Genomic DNA, 19267 nt, shown 5'->3' with positions numbered 1-19267 from the left:
TAATATTGCTAAAGTAACTAATAAAATGATATAACAAAACACTAAGCACCTATTTTTGTGGTTTTTAGTAAAGATTTAAAGATTTACTAATAATCTATGGTTTAAATTACAGAATGTCTATTTTTGAGTAAAGATTATAACCATGTCAATTAAAGTAGAAAACATAACTAAGGTTTATGGCTCGCAGAAGGCTTTAAACAATATTTCTTTTGAAATTAATCGTCCCGAAATTGTCGGTTTTTTAGGTCCTAATGGCGCAGGAAAATCTACAATGATGAAAATCTTAACAACCTACATCAATCCTACATCAGGCGATGCAGAAGTTAATGGACATCATATTTTAACTGACACAAAAAATGTACAAAAAAGTGTTGGCTATTTACCTGAACACAACCCTTTGTATTTAGAACAATATGTAAGAGAATATTTAAGCTTTAACGCTAATGTTTATAATGTTGACAAATCGCGTATTGAAGAAGTTATTACGCTTACTGGATTAACACCTGAGGCACATAAAACTATTGGACAACTATCCAAAGGTTACAGGCAACGTGTTGGTTTAGCAAACGCCTTGTTACATAATCCTGAGGTTTTAATCTTAGACGAACCTACGACAGGCTTAGATCCTAATCAATTAATTGACATTAGAAATCTAATTAAAAATTTAGGAAAAGATAAAACTGTATTTTTATCTACACACATTATGCAGGAAGTTGAAGCCATGTGCGATCGTGTTATTATTATTAATAAAGGTGAAATTGTTGCCAACAAAAAGCTAAAAGAATTGCGCGATGGACAGCAACAAATTGTTATTGTGGAATTTGATTATAGAATTGAAGAGGCTTTTTTATTAAAATTACCTAATGCAAAACATGTTAAAAACATCCACGATTTTACTTACGAAATCACGTTTGGAACGTCAGAAGATATGCGTAGTCATGTCTTTGATTTTGCCCATGATAACGAATTAAAGATTTTACAACTTAATCAAAAAAATGCAAGTTTAGAAAGTCTATTTAGAGAACTAACAAGTTAGTTACTCAAAAATTACTTGTCCATCAAATTGTTGCGAAATTGTAACTGTTGGTGGTGTATTAACAGCGATAACATCTCCTGTACTAACCAAACTAGCTATTAAGCTAATTTGCGGATTTACTATGATATCATTTGTACCACGATGATAAATGGTTACATTTTGAGCTATTAAATAGCGTCCTTCAAAACGACCATTACCAGACGCATGATTAACTCTTAAATTCTCTGTTGTACCAGAGATTATATTTGTAGTTATATTATTAATTACCACTACTAAATCTGTACAATTAACTTCCATATTAAAAACACCTACATTGTAATAATCTCCAGAATCATCTTCAGAATACAACTTTAAGTCTGGAAAATTTAAAACACCTATACTATGCACGTCTAAATTACTACTATTTCTAACTTCTGTCACGTTAGGTGTGGTAACATATATTTTAGTAATCCCATAATCCCTTGTTAAATTACAACCGTTATTGTCCTTTAAAATCAATCGTCCATTTTCTACATAGATATCAACATCGTTTGCTAAGTTTTCTCCAGTTTCTAAAACTACTTTTTGCGTCAGACCTTGTTCTATAAATAATTCGATATTTTCATATACCGTAATCTTGGTAAACCCATCTACAGCAATTTCTTGTTGTACGATATCTCCCGAATTTTGAAAACAATCTGGTGCGTTTTCAGAATCACAACTAAATAGAACTATTACTGAAAGTATGTATATTATTTTTTTCATCTTATAATCTTATTCCTATTCCTAATTCTACTGCTTCTGCTTTGGCACCATGAGATTTAAGAGTTAAAGCTCCATAAATTTTATCTCCAAAATAGCGTTTTAAACCTACTCTATTATAAACACGACCTTCAAAATCAAATGGGTAATACACATAGTAACCTAGTTGTGTAATTAATGATGTTTTACTAATAAATAACTCATGACCTACAAAAACACCAACACGTTTATAATCTTCGTCTCCAGAGACATTATCTAAAGGAAAGGCAACTGATTTATATCTAATATGTGTTTTTAAAAAATTAGAGAAAAAGACATCTGTACCTAATTGTATGGCACTTTTTTTATTTAAACGCTTATCTGCATATGCAGAAACAATGTAAAAAACGTATTGTCCAGAATCTATAATATCACTTTCGTTAACACCTGTTCTGAAAGCAAAATTATACTTTACTTTTTCTGTAAATGCCTCGTCAATATGCTTGATATATTCTGGTGAATTATTTAAATCCAAAAGATAATTAACTCCTAAATTTAATGTAATACTATTTATAGAGCTGTTTGGTGCTTTAATGTTAGCGTTTGAATAATGGATTAAAGATAAACCCGTTTGTAATCCAAATCCTTGAAAAATATTTTCTTTTTTATAATTAAGCATCACATAAGTACTGCTTAGCAAGCGCGTACCAAATGCATTATTACGGTAATTATCAACCTTATCATACGGATTTGAATTGTATGCTAAGCCTTGACCTATTCTGAATACTAAGTTTCGTTTTAAAAAGTAAAAATTATAATGCGCATAGACACCAAGGTTGTTACCTAACGTTTCATTTTTAAAATCCTGATAAATAATTGACGCTCCATAATCTGGATAATTATATCTGCTTTCCCAAGCATTTTGACCAAATGTCTTTTTATTGTAACTTAAAATAAAACCAGTTGGGTGTCCTTTTATTAAATGTGAAATATCACTGTTATGCTCTGTTATATTTCCATAGAAAAAATTAGCATCTAAGGTAAACGGATTTTTTTCTTGTTGTGCTGTAGCTAAAAAGACACAACATAAAAATAAACAACTAAAATAAGACTTCATTAACAGTGTAATTAGGTCGCAAAAGTAATTAAATTATAAACAGCGTTAACGCATATTACTAATCAAATAAGGCAGAAGACAAATAACGGTCACCTCTGTCGCAAATAATTGCAACGACAACGCCTTGATCTAAAGTTTCGATTAATTTTAAAGCGGTTGCTACAGATCCACCACTACTCATACCTGCTAAGATACCTTCTTCCTTTGCTAATCTTTTAGTCATTGCTGTTGCTTCTTCTTGACTAACTTCGATAACTTGATCAACTTTAGATGGATTAAAAATACTTGGTACGTAGTCTGTAGACCATTTACGGATGCCTGGTATACTAGATCCATCGGCTGGTTGCGCACCTATTATTTGAATGTCTTTATTTTGTTCTTTTAAAAATGTTGAAGTTCCCATAATGGTTCCTGTAGTACCCATTGCAGATACAAAGTGCGTCACTTCTCCTTTTGTATCTTTCCAAATTTCTGGACCTGTGGTTTTATAATGCGCTTTCCAATTGTCGTTATTTTCAAATTGATTTAGCAATAAATAACCTTTTTCATCTCTCATTTTAAAAGCAACATCTCTTGAGCCTTCAATACCACGTTGGGCATCTGTTAAAACAACCTCTGCTCCATAAGCACGCATTGTTTTGACACGCTCGATAGTGGAGTTTTCTGGCATTACTAAAGAAATATTAATCCCAAATAAACTGGCTACATAAGCCAAAGCTATACCAGTGTTACCACTTGTAGCTTCTACTATATGTCCTCCTTTTTTTATGTCGCCACGTTTTACAGCTTCAGCAATCATATTATAAGCAGGTCTATCTTTTACACTTCCGCCTGGATTATCACCTTCTAGTTTTAAAAGCAACTTAACGTTAGGTTTTGATACTAAATTAGTGGCTTCTACTAATGGTGTGTTACCTATTTGTTTTAAAATACTCATTTGCTGTACTTATTGGTGATTTTAATATCTGATTTGTAAGTGACTAAAGATTGTTCTGGAATAGATTTAGTAATCCATACATTAGCTCCAATTACAGAACCTTCTCCAATAATAACGTCACCTCCTAATATAGTGGCATTGGCATAAATGGTAACATTATCCTTAATTGTTGGATGTCTTTTGGTGTTTTCTAAAGCTTTTTCGACTTTAATACCACCAAGAGTTACTCCTTGATAAATAATGACATTGTTATGTATAATTGCTGTTTCTCCAATAACAACTCCTGTAGCGTGATCTATAAAAAATGAGTCTCCAATAGTAGCACCAGGATGTATATCTGCACCTGTTATACCATGCGCATATTCCGATATCATACGTGGTAAAACAGGCACATCTAATTGCCATAAAATATGACTTAATCTATACATTGCTATAGCGTAAAATCCAGGGTAAGCTAAATAAACTTCTTTAACACTTTTTGCTGCAGGATCATTATTATAAGCCGCTTCTGCATCCAATTGTAATTTTGGCTTTAAAGCTTTAACTCCTGTTTTAAACTGATCCCATTTTGTATTACAAACTCCGCAATCTAATGCCTGAGAAACATAAAAAAAGGCATCTTTAATATTTTTAAAAAGCTGTTCCTGTTGGTCAGAAGTCTCTAACGCACAATAAAACAACTCTTTTGCTAAGTCTTCTACCTTCTCTTTAAACCTAAATGGAATTTGTAACGTCTCCTGCATAACCTATTTATATTTGAGGCTATAAAGTTACTTCTAATTTTAGACTATTTAGCGTATTTGTAATAGGAGTTTAATTATTTAAAATAATAGCAATTACTTAGATAATACCATTGCATTTGTTTAATAATTACTATTGTATAAATCCTGCACCTACCGTATTATTAGATTTACTATCTATAATAATAAAAGAACCATTTGTCCTATGGTCTTTAAATGCATCATAAAATATAGGCTTATTTAATTTAAAAGTCACTGATGCAATATCATTCATGTTTAACACCTGTGCAGACTGATCAATCCCAGAATAATCAGGATTTATTTTATGATGAATGGTATCCACTTTTGCTAATACTTTGTTAACACCATGTTGTATAACATACTTATTACCTGAGGCTAAATTTTGAGAATCCATCCAAGAAATGGTGGCTGTAAATTGTTTATCAATAACAGGTAAATCGTTAGCTTTAACAATCATGTCTCCTCTACTAATATTTACATCATCATCTAAAGTAATTAATACCGACGAGCGTCTTGATGCAGTTTGTACTTTTTGATTATAAAAATGAATCTCTTTAATTTTGGATTTAGTCTGAGAAGGAAGAATAACAACCTCATCTCCAACACTTAATTCACCTCCATAAACCTTACCAGCATAACCTCTAAAATCGTGAAATTCTTCGGTTTTAGGACGAATAACATATTGCACAGGAAACCTAGGTGTTCCTGAATTTAATACATCTTTTTGATTAATATTTTCCAAATGTTCCAATAATGTTTCACCAGTATACCAAGGTGTATTTTCTGATTTATTAACAACATTATCACCTTTTAAAGCACTTACTGGAATAAATTTAATGTTTTGGTCTTGATAGTCTCGTTTGCTCATCAAAACTTCAAATTCAGATTTTATCTCATTATATCTCTCTTCAGAAAAATCAACTAGATCCATCTTATTTATAGCTACAATTACGGTCTTAATTCGTAATAAATTATTAATAAAAAAATGACGATTAGTTTGCTCAATCACTCCTTTTCTTGCATCGATCAAGACAATAGCTGCTTGAGACGTTGACGCACCAGTTACCATATTTCTAGTATACTCAACATGACCTGGAGTATCTGCAATGATGTAACTTTTGTTAACTGTAGAAAAATAAATATGTGCAACATCAATAGTGATTCCCTGTTCTCTCTCGGCAACTAAACCATCTGTAGCCAAAGAAAAATCTAAATAATCATAACCTAGTTGTTGACTTTTATTTTTTATAGCTTCTAATTTGTCTGAAGTAAGTGATTTTGTATCGTACAATAATCTTCCAATTAATGTGCTTTTTCCATCATCAACGCTACCTGCTGTTGCTATTTTTAATACGTCCATATTATATGTTTGACTTCAAAATGAAGTTTTTATTATTAAATTAAATATTACTTTTTAAAGGAAAGAAAAGGGTATCTCTAAAAGTACCCTTGTTGTTTTCGTTTCTCCATTGCAGCTTCAGAACGCTTATCATCTATTCTGGCACCTCGCTCTGATATTGAAGAATCACGAATCTCTTGTACTACACTAGATATATCTGAAGCTTCGGATAAGACAGCTGCTGTGCAACTCATATCTCCAACGGTTCTAAAACGAACAATTCTTTCAATCACTTCTTCATCTTCATCTCTATACACAACATCATCGTCAGCAGACCATATTAATCCATCTCTTAAAAAAGTAGCTCTTGTATGTGCAAAATAAATAGAAGGAATTTCAATTTTTTCTTTCTCTATATAAGACCAAACATCTAATTCCGTCCAATTAGAAATAGGAAATACACGTACATTTTGTCCCAATTCAATTTGTCCATTTAGCATGTCAAATAATTCTGGACGTTGATTTTTTTCATCCCATTGCCCAAAATCATCTCTTACTGAAAAGATACGTTCTTTTGCTCTTGCTTTTTCCTCATCACGTCTGGCTCCTCCAATACACGCATCAAATTTAAACTCTTCAATAGCGTCTAAAAGTGTTGTTGTCTGTAATTGGTTTCGGCTTGCGTATCGTCCAGATTCTTCTTTAACTTTTCCTTGATCAATAGAGTCTTGAACATTTCTCACTATTAATTCTAAACCTAATTCTTTGACCAAACGGTCTCTAAAGGCTATAGTTTCAGGAAAATTATGACCTGTGTCTATATGCATTAATGGAAACGGAATTTTAGCAGGATAGAATGCCTTTTGAGCTAATCTTACTAATGTTATAGAATCTTTTCCTCCAGAAAACAGTAAAACTGGTTTTTCAAATTGTGCTGCCACTTCTCTAAAAATATAAATAGCTTCGTTTTCTAACGGATTTATTTGTGAGGTATTTTTCATTATTTTATTTATCATTTATGCGTGTAAACCGCATTCTCTATTACCTAAAACTTTAGTTGGATCAAAGTATTTAAACTCGTTTGGTAGTTGATGTTTTTCAAGATATGCATCAAGGCTTTCATCTGTAAAATTATAAAAAGGACTAACTTTAATTACGCCATTTTTATCCACAGATACAACATCAATACTATCTCTAAAAGCGGTTTGACCTTTACGCAAATTGGTAAACCAAACATCTGGTTTATGCTCTAAAAATGCTCTAGTAAATGGCTCTAGCTTAACTTGTTCTGTAAATAGTTTATGATTAGGATCATTGACATCAGGAATACCTAAAACGACATCACGATGTGCAACAGTCTGTTTTGGCACATAAAGTTTTACGTTTAAATTTAGGGTATTAATAACCGACTCGGCATGTTTATAGGTATTAGGCGTATTATATCCTGTGTCGCACCAAATTACCTTTATATCCTTTTTTTGATTGGATACTAAATGTAATATTGCAGCTTCATAAGGTCTAAAATTAGTAGTAACCAAAGGATTTTTGGCAATACTAATAGCCCAATTGACAATCTCCTGTGGTGTTTTATTTTTTAATTTTTGGTTAATACTATCTATATCTATTTGTATCATTTTCCTAATTTAATTTTGTTCCAAGCACGTTCATGAAAAAAGTAAAGTAACATTTTAGAAAAAAACTCTATAAAACCAATACTTAAAGCCATTTGTAAAGTGCCAGTAATAAAATAGGTAATTACTAAAGTATCTAACGTACCAATAACTCTCCAACTTATTGTTTTAAGGATGCTTCTATTAATGTTCTCTTCGGATGACTTAGCTTCCTTCTTTTTGTTTTCTACTTTAAAAAACGCATCTAAAATCATATCTAAATTCAATTACTCTTTAATTCCTATCGGAATAGTAGATTAAATGCAAATGTATAGCTTGCAGCTTGTTTGCACAAATAAATTAAATAAAATCTGCTAAAGTCTTGTTGTTAAAAATTTTAAGAGAACTATCTCTAACCTCTTCCATTAAGGTGTGAACAGCGCAAATGGTTTCATCTGGACAATCACTACATGCTTCGTAAAAATTTAAACTTACACAAGGCACCATTGCAATAGGTCCTTCTAAAATACGCATGACATCTGCCATGCTAACATTTTTAGGTTCCTTTAAAAGGTAATAACCACCTGCTTTTCCTTTTTTAGAACCTAAAATCCCGTTTTTTTTTAATGTAAGTAGGATTGTCTCTAAAAATTTTTGAGAAATATTTTCAGCTGAAGATATTGTACTAATTTGCACAGGACAACGTTGGTCCTTTTTAGCTAAGTGTACTAAAGCCTTAATTCCGTATTTTGTTTTCTTAGAAAGCATATTACAAAAGTAAGCGTTTTTTGTTATTAAAAAACAGCTTCGGCAATTGCTTTAATATTATCACTTTTTCCCATCGAGTAGTAATGTAACATTGGTATGCCTGCATTTTTAAGCTCTAAAGATTGCTGGATACACCACTCAATACCAACTTGTCTAACCTCAACATTAGTTTTACATTTAATAATACTTTTAATTAAAGCTTCTGGCAAATCCACATGAAAACGATGCGGAATAACATTTAACTGCTTTAAAGTTGATATTGGTTTTAAACCAGGAATAATAGGTACAGTAATGCCTTCGCTTCTGCATTTATTTACAAACTGAAAATACTTTTGATTATCAAAAAACATTTGTGTCACCACATATTCAGCACCATTTTTAATCTTCTTTTTTAAAAAATGAATATCACTTTCTAGACTTGGTGCTTCCATATGTTTTTCTGGGTACGCACCAACACCAACACAAAAATCCGTCGCACTACAATTAAGCAGTTGATCATCCAAATAATTAGCTTCATTTAAAGCTGTTATTTGTTTTACCAAATCACTAGCATACGCATGACCTTCTTTTTCTGGCGTAAAATAGGTTTCGGTTTTAACCGCATCTCCACGTAAAGCCATAACATTATCAATATTTAAAAAGTCCAAATCAATTAAAAAATTCTCTGTATCCTCTTTAGTAAAACCACCACATAAAATATGCGGAATGGCATCCACGTTATATTTATTTTGGATTGCAGCACAAATACCAACGGTTCCAGGACGCTTTTTAACCACCTGTTTTTTAAGCAAACCATCACCTAAATCTTTATACACATATTCCTCACGATGGTACGTAACATCAATAAAAGGTGGATTAAATGCCATTAATGGATCAATATTATCAAAAATAGATTGGATATGTTGTCCTTTTAAAGGCGGTAAAATCTCGAACGAAAATTGCGTTTTCCCTTCACCTCTAATTATGTGTTCTGTTACTTTCATGTATTACCTAAAATTATATCTCAGTTACTTTTATGGCGTTACCACAAGGGTCGCGCTTTCCGTTATATCTTTTTACTTGTTCTCGTCACAATACTCCTAACGTCGTATCACTCGAACTGACGTAAAAAGGATGCCACATCAATCGCTAACGCACTAGTCTGCTAAATTTGGGTTTAGCCATTTGGTAGCTTCTTCTATGCTAATATTTTTTCGTTTTGAATAATCCAATAATTGATCTTTCGTGATTTTTCCTAAGCCAAAATACTTAGCCTCAGCATTACCAAAATAATAGCCACTTACACTTGCTGCAGGCCACATAGCAAGACTTTCGGTAAGTTTTACACCAATGTTTTCTTCTACATTTAATAGCTTCCAAATGGTTTGCTTTTCTAAATGATCTGGACACGCAGGATAACCAGGAGCTGGACGAATGCCTTTATAACTTTCCTTAATTAATTCTTGGTTAGTTAAACTTTCATCTTGTGCATAAGCCCAATGTTTTGTTCTTACTTCTTTATGAAGATATTCTGCAAAAGCTTCAGCCAATCTATCTGCTAACGCTTTAATCATTATCGAATTATAATCATCATTATCAGCTTCAAACTGCTCTGCTAACTCTGCTGTACCAAAACCAGTAGACACGCAAAAAGCACCAATATAATCTTGTATTCCTGTTTCTTTTGGAGCAATAAAATCTGCTAAGGCGTGATTTGGCACACCTTCTCTTTTCTTTAATTGTTGACGTAAGGTTATAAATTTAATTTTATCTTCACTTGTAAGACCTCTCGACTGCGCTCGAGGTGACAAACTTACCTCAACGTCATCATCATTTATGGTATTAGCAGGAAACAACCCAAAGATGGCTTTAGCTTTTAATAGTTTTTCATCAAAAATTCTTTTTAATAATTCTTGAGCGTCAATAAACAAATCTGTTGCTTGACTTCCAACAACATTATCTGTTAAAATATCTGGATACTTGCCATGTAAATCCCAACTTCTAAAAAAAGGAGACCAATCTATATACGTTTCTAATTTTGTAATATCAAAATCATCAATTATTTGAATTCCTAATTGTTTTGGTTTTACAATTTTAGAGGTTTGCCAATCTATTTTATACTTTCTATTTCTAGCCTCTTCAATGCTTATGTAATCTTTTTGTTTGGTTCTGTTTAAAAATTTTTCTCTAAACACATCATATTCTTCCCTAATCTGCTCTTTATAAACAACATTGTTTTTATTTAATAATTCGCCAACAACAGTTACAGCTCTTGATGCATCATTAATATGTACCACAGCATCTTTGTAATGAGGTGCAATTTTAACCGAAGTATGTGCTTTAGACGTCGTTGCTCCTCCAATAATTAATGGTATATCTAAGTTTTGTTTTTCCATTTCTTTGGACACATAAACCATTTCGTCTAAGGATGGTGTGATTAAACCACTTAAACCAATAATATCTACCTGCTCTTTAATAGCAGTATCAATTATTTTTTCTGGCGGAACCATAACACCTAAATCTATAATCTGGTAATTATTACAACCTAAAACTACACTCACAATATTTTTACCAATATCATGCACATCTCCTTTTACAGTTGCCATCAAAATTTTTCCAGCAAAGGCTTGTTTTCCATCTTTTTCAGCTTCAATAAATGGTTGTAAATAAGCGACTGCTTTTTTCATGACTCTAGCCGATTTTACTACTTGTGGCAAAAACATTTTTCCGCTTCCAAATAAATCTCCAACCACACTCATACCTTGCATTAAGTGACCTTCAATAACCTCAATGGGTCTTGAAACAGATTGTCTTGCTTCTTCAACATCTTCAATTATATATGTATCAATCCCTTTTACTAAAGCATGTGTGATTTTGCTTTGCAACTCGGTATTTCTCCATTCCTGAACCGTTTCTGTAGTTTCTTTTTTATTGCCTTTTACGGTTTCGGCAAACTCCAATAAACGCTCAGTAGCATCCTCACGTCTATCAAACAAAACATCTTCAACACATTGCAGTAACTCTTTATCAATTTCATCATAAATCTCCAACATCGTTGGGTTTACAATACCTAAATTCATTCCGTTTTTTATGGCGTGAAACAAAAATGAAGCATGCATAGCCTCACGCACAGTATTGTTTCCTCTAAAAGAAAAGGACACATTACTTACACCACCAGACACATTAGCAAATGGTAAATTTTGTCTAATCCACTTTGTAGCATTAAAAAAGTCTAATGCATTTTTACGATGTTCTTCCATTCCTGTAGCAACAGGAAAAATATTGGGATCAAAAATGATGTCTTGTGCAGGAAAATTGACAATATCAACCAATATTTTATAAGAACGTTCACAAATTTCAATACGACGTTTATACGTATCTGCTTGACCATTTTCATCAAAAGCCATTACAATTACAGCAGCTCCATAACGTTTTACTAGTTTAGCTTGACGTATAAACTCGGTTTCTCCTTCTTTTAAACTTATAGAATTTACAACAGATTTACCTTGAACCACCTTTAAACCAGCCTCAATAATTTCCCATTTAGAGCTATCAATCATTATAGGGATTCTGGAAATATCTGGCTCTGAAGCAATTAGATTTAAAAAGGTAGTCATCGCATAAACACCATCCAACATACCTTCGTCCATGTTGACATCTAAAATTTGTGCACCACCTTCTACCTGATCTCTTGCTACAACTAAAGCTTCGGTATATTGTTCTTCTTTTATTAAACGTAAAAACTTTCTAGAACCTGTAACATTGGTACGCTCTCCTACGTTTATAAAATTACTTTCTGGTGTTACAATTAAGGGTTCTAAACCAGAAAGTGTTAAATATTTTTGACAGTCACAGTCATCCATTATGCTAATTGTTTTATTTGTCTTGGTTTATAGCTTTTTATAACCTGAGCAATTGCTTTAATATGTTCTGGATTTGTCCCACAGCAACCACCAATAATATTAATTAAATCGTCTTTTAAATATTCTTCAATTAAGTTTTTCATTTCTTCTGGAGTTTGATCATATTCTCCAAAAGCATTTGGTAATCCAGCATTTGGATGTGCAGACGTGTAAAAATCTGTTTGATTTGATAGACGTTTTAAATAAGGTTGTAATTGCTTTGCACCTAAAGCACAGTTAAAGCCAACACTTAATAAAGGCACGTGAGAAATTGAAGCTAAAAAAGCCTCAACTGTTTGACCAGACAGTGTACGACCAGAAGCATCTGTAATGGTCCCAGATACCATAATTGGAATGTCTATATTTTGTTCTTCTTTTACTTCTTCAATTGCAAATAATGCTGCTTTTGCATTTAAAGTGTCAAAAATAGTTTCGACTAACAATAAGTCTACTCCTCCATCAATTAAGGCTTCTACTTGTTGCTTGTAGGCAATACGCAACTCATCAAAAGTTACAGCTCTAAATTCTGGTCTGTTAACATCAGGACTTAGGCTTGCTGTACGATTTGTTGGACCAATACTTCCTGCTACAAAACGAGGTTTTTCTGGGTTTTTATTAGTGAATTCCGTAGCAACATGTTTAGCAATTTTAGCCGATTCAAAATTAAGTTCATATACTAAATCTTCCATATTATAGTCTGCCATAGCGATGGTTGTACCAGAAAATGTATTAGTTTCAACTATATCTGCTCCAGCTTCAAAATACTTACGATGTACGTCTGCAATAGCATTGGGTTGGGTTAATGACAGTAAATCGTTATTTCCTTTTAAAGATGTTGGATAGTCTTTAAAACGGTCGCCTCTAAAATCCTCTTCAGTAAAATTATAGCGTTGTAACATTGTACCCATTGCACCATCAAGTACTAGAATTCGTTTTTTAATGACTTCTGTAATACTACTCATACACACTTTTTTAATACAGTTTCAAATTTGTTTGTTGACACTTCTTTACTTTTAAAAATTGGGTTTAATAATCTAGACAACTGTTCAAATTCTATTAAAAAAGCATCATGACCATGCAGTGATTTAATCTCGCCAATAGTTACATTTTGCTTGACTGATTTTAAATCAATATAAGTTTCCCAGTTTTCATCAGCCTTAAAAAACAAATCGCTATTAATTGTTATAATATGTACGTGACCTTTAATGACTGAAGCCACGTCTTTAAAAGGTAATCGTCCTTTTGTTATATCAATAGTCTTTAGAATTTGATTCATTAATTTATAAGCTGACAAATGAAATCTACTATCCAACTGGTCTCCATGATAACTTAACCAACTTTGGACTTTAAATAAAGATTGTGAATTTTTACCACGAGAAAACTTTTTTGTCAAAGATTCTGGCGTACGATATAAAGTCATAGCGTGCATTCTGGCATCTTTTAAAGGCTGATTTGAATTGTTTAAGATTGCGTCCTGAATATGGCAATTTGCGGTAATCCAATCCGTCACTTTCCAATCTGTAGCAATTGGTATTACATGTTGTGCTAAGTTTGGTTTTAAAACAGCTAACTCCCAAGCTATTCCTCCTCCAACGGAACCTCCAATGATGGCATACAATTTATTAATTAATAAATGTTGAAGTCCTAAAGCAAAAATTTCGGCTATGTTTCTAGCTGTAAATTCCTGGTAATTATATATCAGATTTTCTTCTAGATTATCATAACCATTACCTGGAATATTAAAAGCTAAAATGGTATAATGTAAGGTATCAATACATTTATTATCACCTATTAAATCATTCCACCATCCTTGGTCTCCAACCACATTAGAATTACCAGTAAGCGCATGATTAACCAATATAATTGGTGCTGTATGTAATGGTCTGCCAAATAATTGGTAAGACAACTTAATATCTGATGTCTTACCATTATTGTTAACAAACTCAGGGATATTTATATATTTTAAATTCTCCATTTTACTTTAAACTATATTCTTTTTCAACAGCTATTTTTATTGGCGTTTTATTGGACAAATTGTCTCTTACAGGACAACGTGCCTCAACAATCTCTAACCATTTTGCAAGTGTTTCTATACTTGCATCTGTTTTAGGGATTAGGTTTAGTTCTATTGTTTTAAAACCAGCACGCTCGTCTTGCGAGATTCCTAAGAATTTATTTGGATTGATTTGTCCTGAAACTTCGATATCAAGTTTTTCTATTTTAAAACCAAGCTCTTTTGCTACTAGGTGTCCAACTACATTTACGCAACCTGCAAAACCTGCTAAAATATACTCGACAGGATTTGGACCTTGATCTGTTCCATTTAACGTGTCTGGTTCATCAACCACTAATTTAAACTGTCTAGCTTGTCCTATAAATTGAGTAGCAGAAGTACTGTTTCCTGTTACTGTAAATTTTAAATCACTCATATTTTATTGCATTAGAAATAACCATCACACTTTAAAATGGCAACTAAAAAGTGTGACGTTATTTCGGGTTAAATAATTAAAATTAAATTAGGCTTATGCTAAAACGGTTTTGTTTACAACAGTAAAAGCCTCTTTTAAATCTGCTTTTAAATCGTCTATATTTTCTATTCCAACAGACAATCTGATTAAGTCTTTTGTAACTCCTGTGGCTTGTTGCGCTTCATCACTTAGTTGTTGATGCGTTGTACTTGCAGGATGAATAATTAGTGATTTAGTGTCACCAATATTAGCCAATAGTGAAAATAACTTAGTCGTATCTGCTATTTTTTTAGCCGATTCAAAACCACCTTCAACTCCAAATGTCACCACACCACTTTGTCCATTAGGTAAATATTTTTTAGCTAACGTATTGTATTTACTAGTTTGCAATCCTGGATAATTTACCCAAGTTACTTCTGGCTGTTCTTGCAACCATTTAGCTAATTGTAAAGCATTTTGAGAGTGTTTTAAAATTCTTAATTCTAAGGTTTCTAATCCTTGAATAATCTGAAATGCATTAAAAGGACTTAAAGCGCCACCATAATCACGTAAACCTTCAATTCTTACCTTTGCAATAAATGCTGCTGGTCCAATAACATCACTATAGACTAAACCATGGTATCCAGCAGAAGGCTCTGTAAATTCTGGAAACTTACCATTAGTCCAGTCAAAAGTTCCTGCATCTATAATGATACCACCTAAAGAAGTTCCATTACCTGTAATATATTTTGTAAGCGAATGGATGACTATATTTGCACCATATTCAATTGGATTTAACAAGTAAGGTGTTGCAACTGTATTATCCACAATTAATGGCACTTTATGGGCTTTTGCATGTTTAGAAATAGCCTCTAAATCCAAAACATCCAATTTTGGATTACCTAAAGACTCTACAAATACAGCTCTTGTATTTTCTTGAGCTGCTTTACTAAAATTTTCTGGATCAGAAGGATCTACAAATGTGGTTGTAATACCATGTCGTGGTAGGGTTACGCTTAATAGATTATACGTACCACCATACAAACTACTAGAAGCCACAATATGGTCTCCTGCTTTTAATAAGGTTAATAATGTTGTAGAAATGGCAGCTGTTCCGGAAGCAGTTGCTACTGCTGCAATACCACCTTCTAGAGCTGCAATACGTTGTTCTAAAACATCATTTGTTGGATTATTTAAACGTGTATAAATAAATCCAGGGACAGACAGATTAAAGCGTCCTGCTGCGTCATCCGAATCGTCAAAAACGTATGAAGTAGTTTGATAAATAGGAACTGCTCTTGTCCCTCCTGTTTTAGCAGTGTCATGTCCTGCGTGTAATGCTTGTGTTGCAAATTTTTGAGTACTCATTTTTCTAATTTTTGAGTTAATAAATAAATTAAACCAAAAGTCAAATAAGCTTCGTTTGAAGCATACTTAATAGAAAAATGTTAAAAAGAAAAATACTAACCACAGATGAGTAATTAGTTTTTAGTTATCTATCCAATGTATCGATTAATGAATCGAAAATTAAGTAGAATTTAGCACCTTCTTAGTAAGTCTAAGGGTTGCTAAGGCTTCAATGGGTCTAATCCCTCCACCTTTCTTGATAACATTTCAGTAAGTTTTTGAACTTTGTGAGTACAAATATTGCAAAATAAATATTTTAGAAACAAACAAAACGGAATAATTTTCTAAAAAATTAACTTTTTATTAATTAAACAGAAAATAATTCATATAATATTAATTTATACAGATTAATATTCTGTTATATTTAAAAATAGCAAGTTCAAAAAAATTTTAAACTTGCTATTTAAAGCTATAGTAAATGTTAGTTGGTTATAATTAAGCCGAATTACGACTCGCATTTATATTACCAAATAACGATCGTGTTACTAATTTTTCATAAACAGCAATCAAATCGGTGTCTTTTACATCTGCTTTTTCTAATTCCTGAATTTGTTTTAAAGCATATTGTTGTATTGTTAATAGTGGCAATACAATAGATTCTCTAACCCTAATTGAGGCTTTACCTGATGGCTCTTCTTCCATTAAATCTGTATAACCTGTTAATTTTAAAATCAATCGTTTTGTTGTTAAATACTCGGTATGTATAACATTCCAAAAGGCACCATATTCTGGATCATCACTCATGTATTTAGTCAAATCAAAAAACGATTTTGATAAGGACATCATACTGTTTTCAATTAATGTTCTAAAAAAGCTAGAGGTTTTAAATAAGTTTTGCGCTTTTTCAAATTCGCCAGCATCTTCGTAATGTTTTAAAGCAGTACCAACACCAAAAAATCCTGGTACATTTTGTTTTAATTGACTCCAAGACCCTACAAAAGGAATGGCTCTTAAATCTTCAAACACTAAACCTTCTGCTTTACCACGTTTGGAAGGTCTGCTTCCAATATTAGTTTTTGCGTAATATTTAAGTGTACTCATATGCTCTAAATATGAGATAAATTTTGGATGATTTTTAAAATCTACATACGCTTGATAACTTAGCTTAGCTAGATTATCCATAACCGCTCTATTTTCTGGAACCATGCGTAAATCCGTATCACTTAAACTATTATATATACCAGAACTTATTAATTGCTCTAAGTTATATTGTGAAGAATCTAAAGTACCAAAATTAGAACTTATAGTTTGTCCTTGGATAGTTAATTGCACTTCTTTATCCTCTATAGTTGGTCCTAAGGACGCATAAAAATTGTGTGTTTTACCACCACCTCTTGCTGGTGGTCCACCACGACCATCAAAAAATATGACAGTTACATCATATTTTCTAGAGATAGCTGTTAAACGTTCTTTTGCTTTATAAATAGCCCAATTAGCCATTAAATAACCTCCATCTTTAGTTCCGTCACTAAAGCCTAACATTATAGTTTGCTTATTTCCTCTAGATTTTAAGTGTTTAGCATAAGCAGGATTTGTATATAAATCCTCCATTACTATATGTGCATTTTCTAAATCTGTTATAGTTTCAAAAAGAGGTCCAATATCAACCGTAAGTTTATCATTAAATGCTACAACTTTAAGCATTGCAAATAACTGCATAACATTTAAAGTGGTTTGATTATTACTAATAATATAACGGTTTGCAGCCAACTCTCCATTAGTTTCCTGAATAGATTTTAAAGCCTTAATAGTATTTAATGCTTTTAGCGTTTCTTCATCTTTAATTAAAGACAAATCCACTGTACCTTTTACTTCAGACAAAACCTTAACTTGTTCTGCTTCTGAAAGACTATGATAATTACTCGGAATATCCTTGCTTCCGTTAGCAATCATACTATCCACCATTGTTGTAAAAATTGAATGATGCACTCTACTATCTTGACGTATATCTAAGCTTGAAAAATGAAAACCAAATAAATGAATTTTGTTAAGTAAACTAGTTACTTCGGTAACGTAAAGCGATTGATGCTGATCAATTATAATTTGTCTGATGGCTTTTAATTCTGAAACAAATTCGTTTAAAGTTAAACTTGATTCTTCATGAAGCACTTTTTTATATAACTGTGTTTCTATATGTGATATACGCGCTTCAACACCTTGAAAGGTTAATTTACGTTTTAACTTTCGGACATCTTTATGGTAATTTTTAATAATAGTTTCGTGTAACCTTTCTGCGACTTTAACTGTAATTTCTGGTGTAACAAATGGGTTTCCATCTCTGTCTCCTCCTGGCCAAAAACCAATGTTAATAATATCGTTATCTATATGTTTCCCGTCAAAAATATTTTGTTGGATATAGTCATATATTTTTCCGAAGGATTCATAAAACACATTTTCTAGATACCAGATTAAGCTAACCGCTTCATCGTAAGGTGTTGGTTTTTCATGTTTAAAAAATGGTGTTTTTCCTAATTGCGCTAACAAATCATTTATATGTAGTAAGTCGTTTTCTCTAACTGCTTCTGTCAAGTCTGTAATAATTCCTAAAACAGCACCAGGATAAAATTGTGTTGGATGTGCTGTTAGCACAATTCTAACTTTAAATTCTTCTAAATACTGACGTAACTTATCTAGCTTTCCTTCTGCAGCAGCACTTTCTTTTAAACTTCTAAGCGTACCAATTCCGTCCATATTATTAACAATCGGGAAAGCAGCATCCTCTATCGCATCAAATAAAACGACTTGTCTTTCTATATATTGAATAAACCTAAACAACAAATCTATCTTGGATTTGTCTGAACGTCTAGCTTGATATTTTTTAAAAAACGTATCTACAATAACGGTTGGATTATGCCCATCTTCAAACCCATTTTTGCATGTTTCATGAAACAATGGTAATAAAACACCTGTTTTAGTAATTGTATCAAAAGGAAGGGTCATAAAAATACCATTGTATATTTGATATTTAGACAATACATTTTGATTGAAACGCGTTAACTTAGGCTGTAAAGGCATAATTTTTATTTTTAGATAAGTTATAAAGTTAATGAACAATAGGTGACTTTGATAAAATGATTGAAATTTTTAGGAATTATTAACTAATAGCACTGCTTTATATGAATTACATAATTAAATCTTCATATTTTGATTTTTACTAAATGTAATTATGATTGGCAATTCCATCAATTAACTATTTTTAACGGTATGTTTTGATAAAAACTACTTTATTTTCTTACTTTTGCTG

17 protein-coding genes and 1 riboswitch are annotated in these 19267 nt (G+C 32.1%); of the genes, 1 reads left to right on the top strand and 16 read right to left on the bottom strand.

Annotation, left to right across the window (positions count from 1 at the left end):
* The first annotated feature begins 142 nt into the window (after positions 1 to 142).
* On the top strand, positions 143 to 1036 hold the full coding sequence (gene gldA / locus B2989_RS08170) for a gliding motility-associated ABC transporter ATP-binding subunit GldA (RefSeq protein ID WP_292947065.1): 894 nt from the start codon (positions 143 to 145) through the stop codon (positions 1034 to 1036).
* Here the strand turns inward: gldA and B2989_RS08165 are convergent, their stop codons facing one another.
* From B2989_RS08165 to B2989_RS08090, 16 genes are all read right to left on the bottom strand, one after another.
* Entirely contained in the window at positions 1037 to 1780 is a 744-nt protein-coding gene (locus B2989_RS08165) for a head GIN domain-containing protein (RefSeq protein WP_292947062.1), read from the bottom strand.
* 1 nt (position 1781) lies between these two features.
* Entirely contained in the window at positions 1782 to 2873 is a 1092-nt protein-coding gene (locus B2989_RS08160; RefSeq protein WP_292947059.1) for an acyloxyacyl hydrolase, read from the bottom strand.
* Positions 2874 to 2931: 58 nt separating this feature from the next.
* The gene (gene cysM, locus B2989_RS08155) at positions 2932 to 3810 is read right to left on the bottom strand and encodes a cysteine synthase CysM (protein ID WP_292947056.1); all 879 of its coding nucleotides are present in this window, start codon (positions 3808 to 3810) and stop codon (positions 2932 to 2934) included.
* Positions 3807 to 4553 (bottom strand): serine O-acetyltransferase EpsC, encoded by a 747-nt coding sequence (gene epsC, locus B2989_RS08150; protein WP_292947053.1) that lies wholly within the window; start codon positions 4551 to 4553, stop codon positions 3807 to 3809. Before epsC ends, cysM begins: the two co-directional genes overlap by 4 nt.
* A gap of 130 nt (positions 4554 to 4683) precedes the next feature.
* A complete protein-coding gene (locus B2989_RS08145; RefSeq protein WP_292947050.1) occupies positions 4684 to 5931 on the bottom strand; it encodes a sulfate adenylyltransferase subunit 1 in 1248 nt (415 codons plus the stop codon).
* Positions 5932 to 6008: 77 nt separating this feature from the next.
* Positions 6009 to 6911, bottom strand: a complete 903-nt coding sequence (cysD, locus tag B2989_RS08140; RefSeq protein ID WP_292947047.1) for a sulfate adenylyltransferase subunit CysD — start codon at positions 6909 to 6911, stop codon at positions 6009 to 6011.
* A gap of 15 nt (positions 6912 to 6926) precedes the next feature.
* Entirely contained in the window at positions 6927 to 7544 is a 618-nt protein-coding gene (locus tag B2989_RS08135) for a phosphoadenosine phosphosulfate reductase family protein (RefSeq protein ID WP_292947044.1), read from the bottom strand.
* Complete coding sequence (locus B2989_RS08130; protein ID WP_292947239.1) at positions 7541 to 7795, bottom strand: DUF2061 domain-containing protein; 255 nt, start codon at positions 7793 to 7795, stop codon at positions 7541 to 7543. Before B2989_RS08130 ends, B2989_RS08135 begins: the two co-directional genes overlap by 4 nt.
* 85 nt (positions 7796 to 7880) lie before the next feature.
* The gene (locus tag B2989_RS08125; RefSeq protein WP_292947041.1) at positions 7881 to 8288 is read right to left on the bottom strand and encodes an RrF2 family transcriptional regulator; all 408 of its coding nucleotides are present in this window, start codon (positions 8286 to 8288) and stop codon (positions 7881 to 7883) included.
* 26 nt (positions 8289 to 8314) lie between these two features.
* Complete coding sequence (gene metF, locus B2989_RS08120) at positions 8315 to 9271, bottom strand: methylenetetrahydrofolate reductase [NAD(P)H] (protein WP_292947038.1); 957 nt, start codon at positions 9269 to 9271, stop codon at positions 8315 to 8317.
* A 153-nt stretch (positions 9272 to 9424) separates the two neighbouring features.
* Positions 9425 to 12130: a methionine synthase gene (gene metH / locus B2989_RS08115; RefSeq protein WP_292947035.1), complete on the bottom strand. Its 2706-nt coding sequence runs from the start codon at positions 12128 to 12130 to the stop codon at positions 9425 to 9427.
* A complete protein-coding gene (locus B2989_RS08110) occupies positions 12130 to 13131 on the bottom strand; it encodes a homocysteine S-methyltransferase family protein (RefSeq protein WP_292947032.1) in 1002 nt (333 codons plus the stop codon). Before B2989_RS08110 ends, metH begins: the two co-directional genes overlap by 1 nt.
* Positions 13128 to 14144, bottom strand: coding sequence for an alpha/beta fold hydrolase (locus B2989_RS08105; protein WP_292947029.1), 1017 nt, complete (start codon positions 14142 to 14144; stop codon positions 13128 to 13130). The genes B2989_RS08110 and B2989_RS08105 overlap by 4 nt, the downstream gene beginning before the upstream one ends.
* Position 14145: 1 nt before the next feature.
* Complete coding sequence (locus B2989_RS08100) at positions 14146 to 14598, bottom strand: OsmC family protein (protein WP_292947027.1); 453 nt, start codon at positions 14596 to 14598, stop codon at positions 14146 to 14148.
* 93 nt (positions 14599 to 14691) lie between these two features.
* Positions 14692 to 15984, bottom strand: a complete 1293-nt coding sequence (locus tag B2989_RS08095) for an O-acetylhomoserine aminocarboxypropyltransferase/cysteine synthase family protein (protein WP_292947024.1) — start codon at positions 15982 to 15984, stop codon at positions 14692 to 14694.
* 121 nt (positions 15985 to 16105) lie between these two features.
* Positions 16106 to 16229: riboswitch (SAM riboswitch) on the bottom strand.
* A gap of 229 nt (positions 16230 to 16458) precedes the next feature.
* A complete protein-coding gene (locus tag B2989_RS08090; RefSeq protein WP_292947021.1) occupies positions 16459 to 19038 on the bottom strand; it encodes a phosphoenolpyruvate carboxylase in 2580 nt (859 codons plus the stop codon).
* Between the last annotated feature and the right edge of the window lie 229 nt (positions 19039 to 19267).

It is taken from the genome of Olleya sp. UBA1516, assembly GCF_002323495.1.
Lineage (GTDB): Bacteria > Bacteroidota > Bacteroidia > Flavobacteriales > Flavobacteriaceae > Olleya.
The sequence above is the reverse complement of the archived record's forward strand: the minus strand, read 5'-3'. Positions and strand labels throughout refer to the sequence as shown.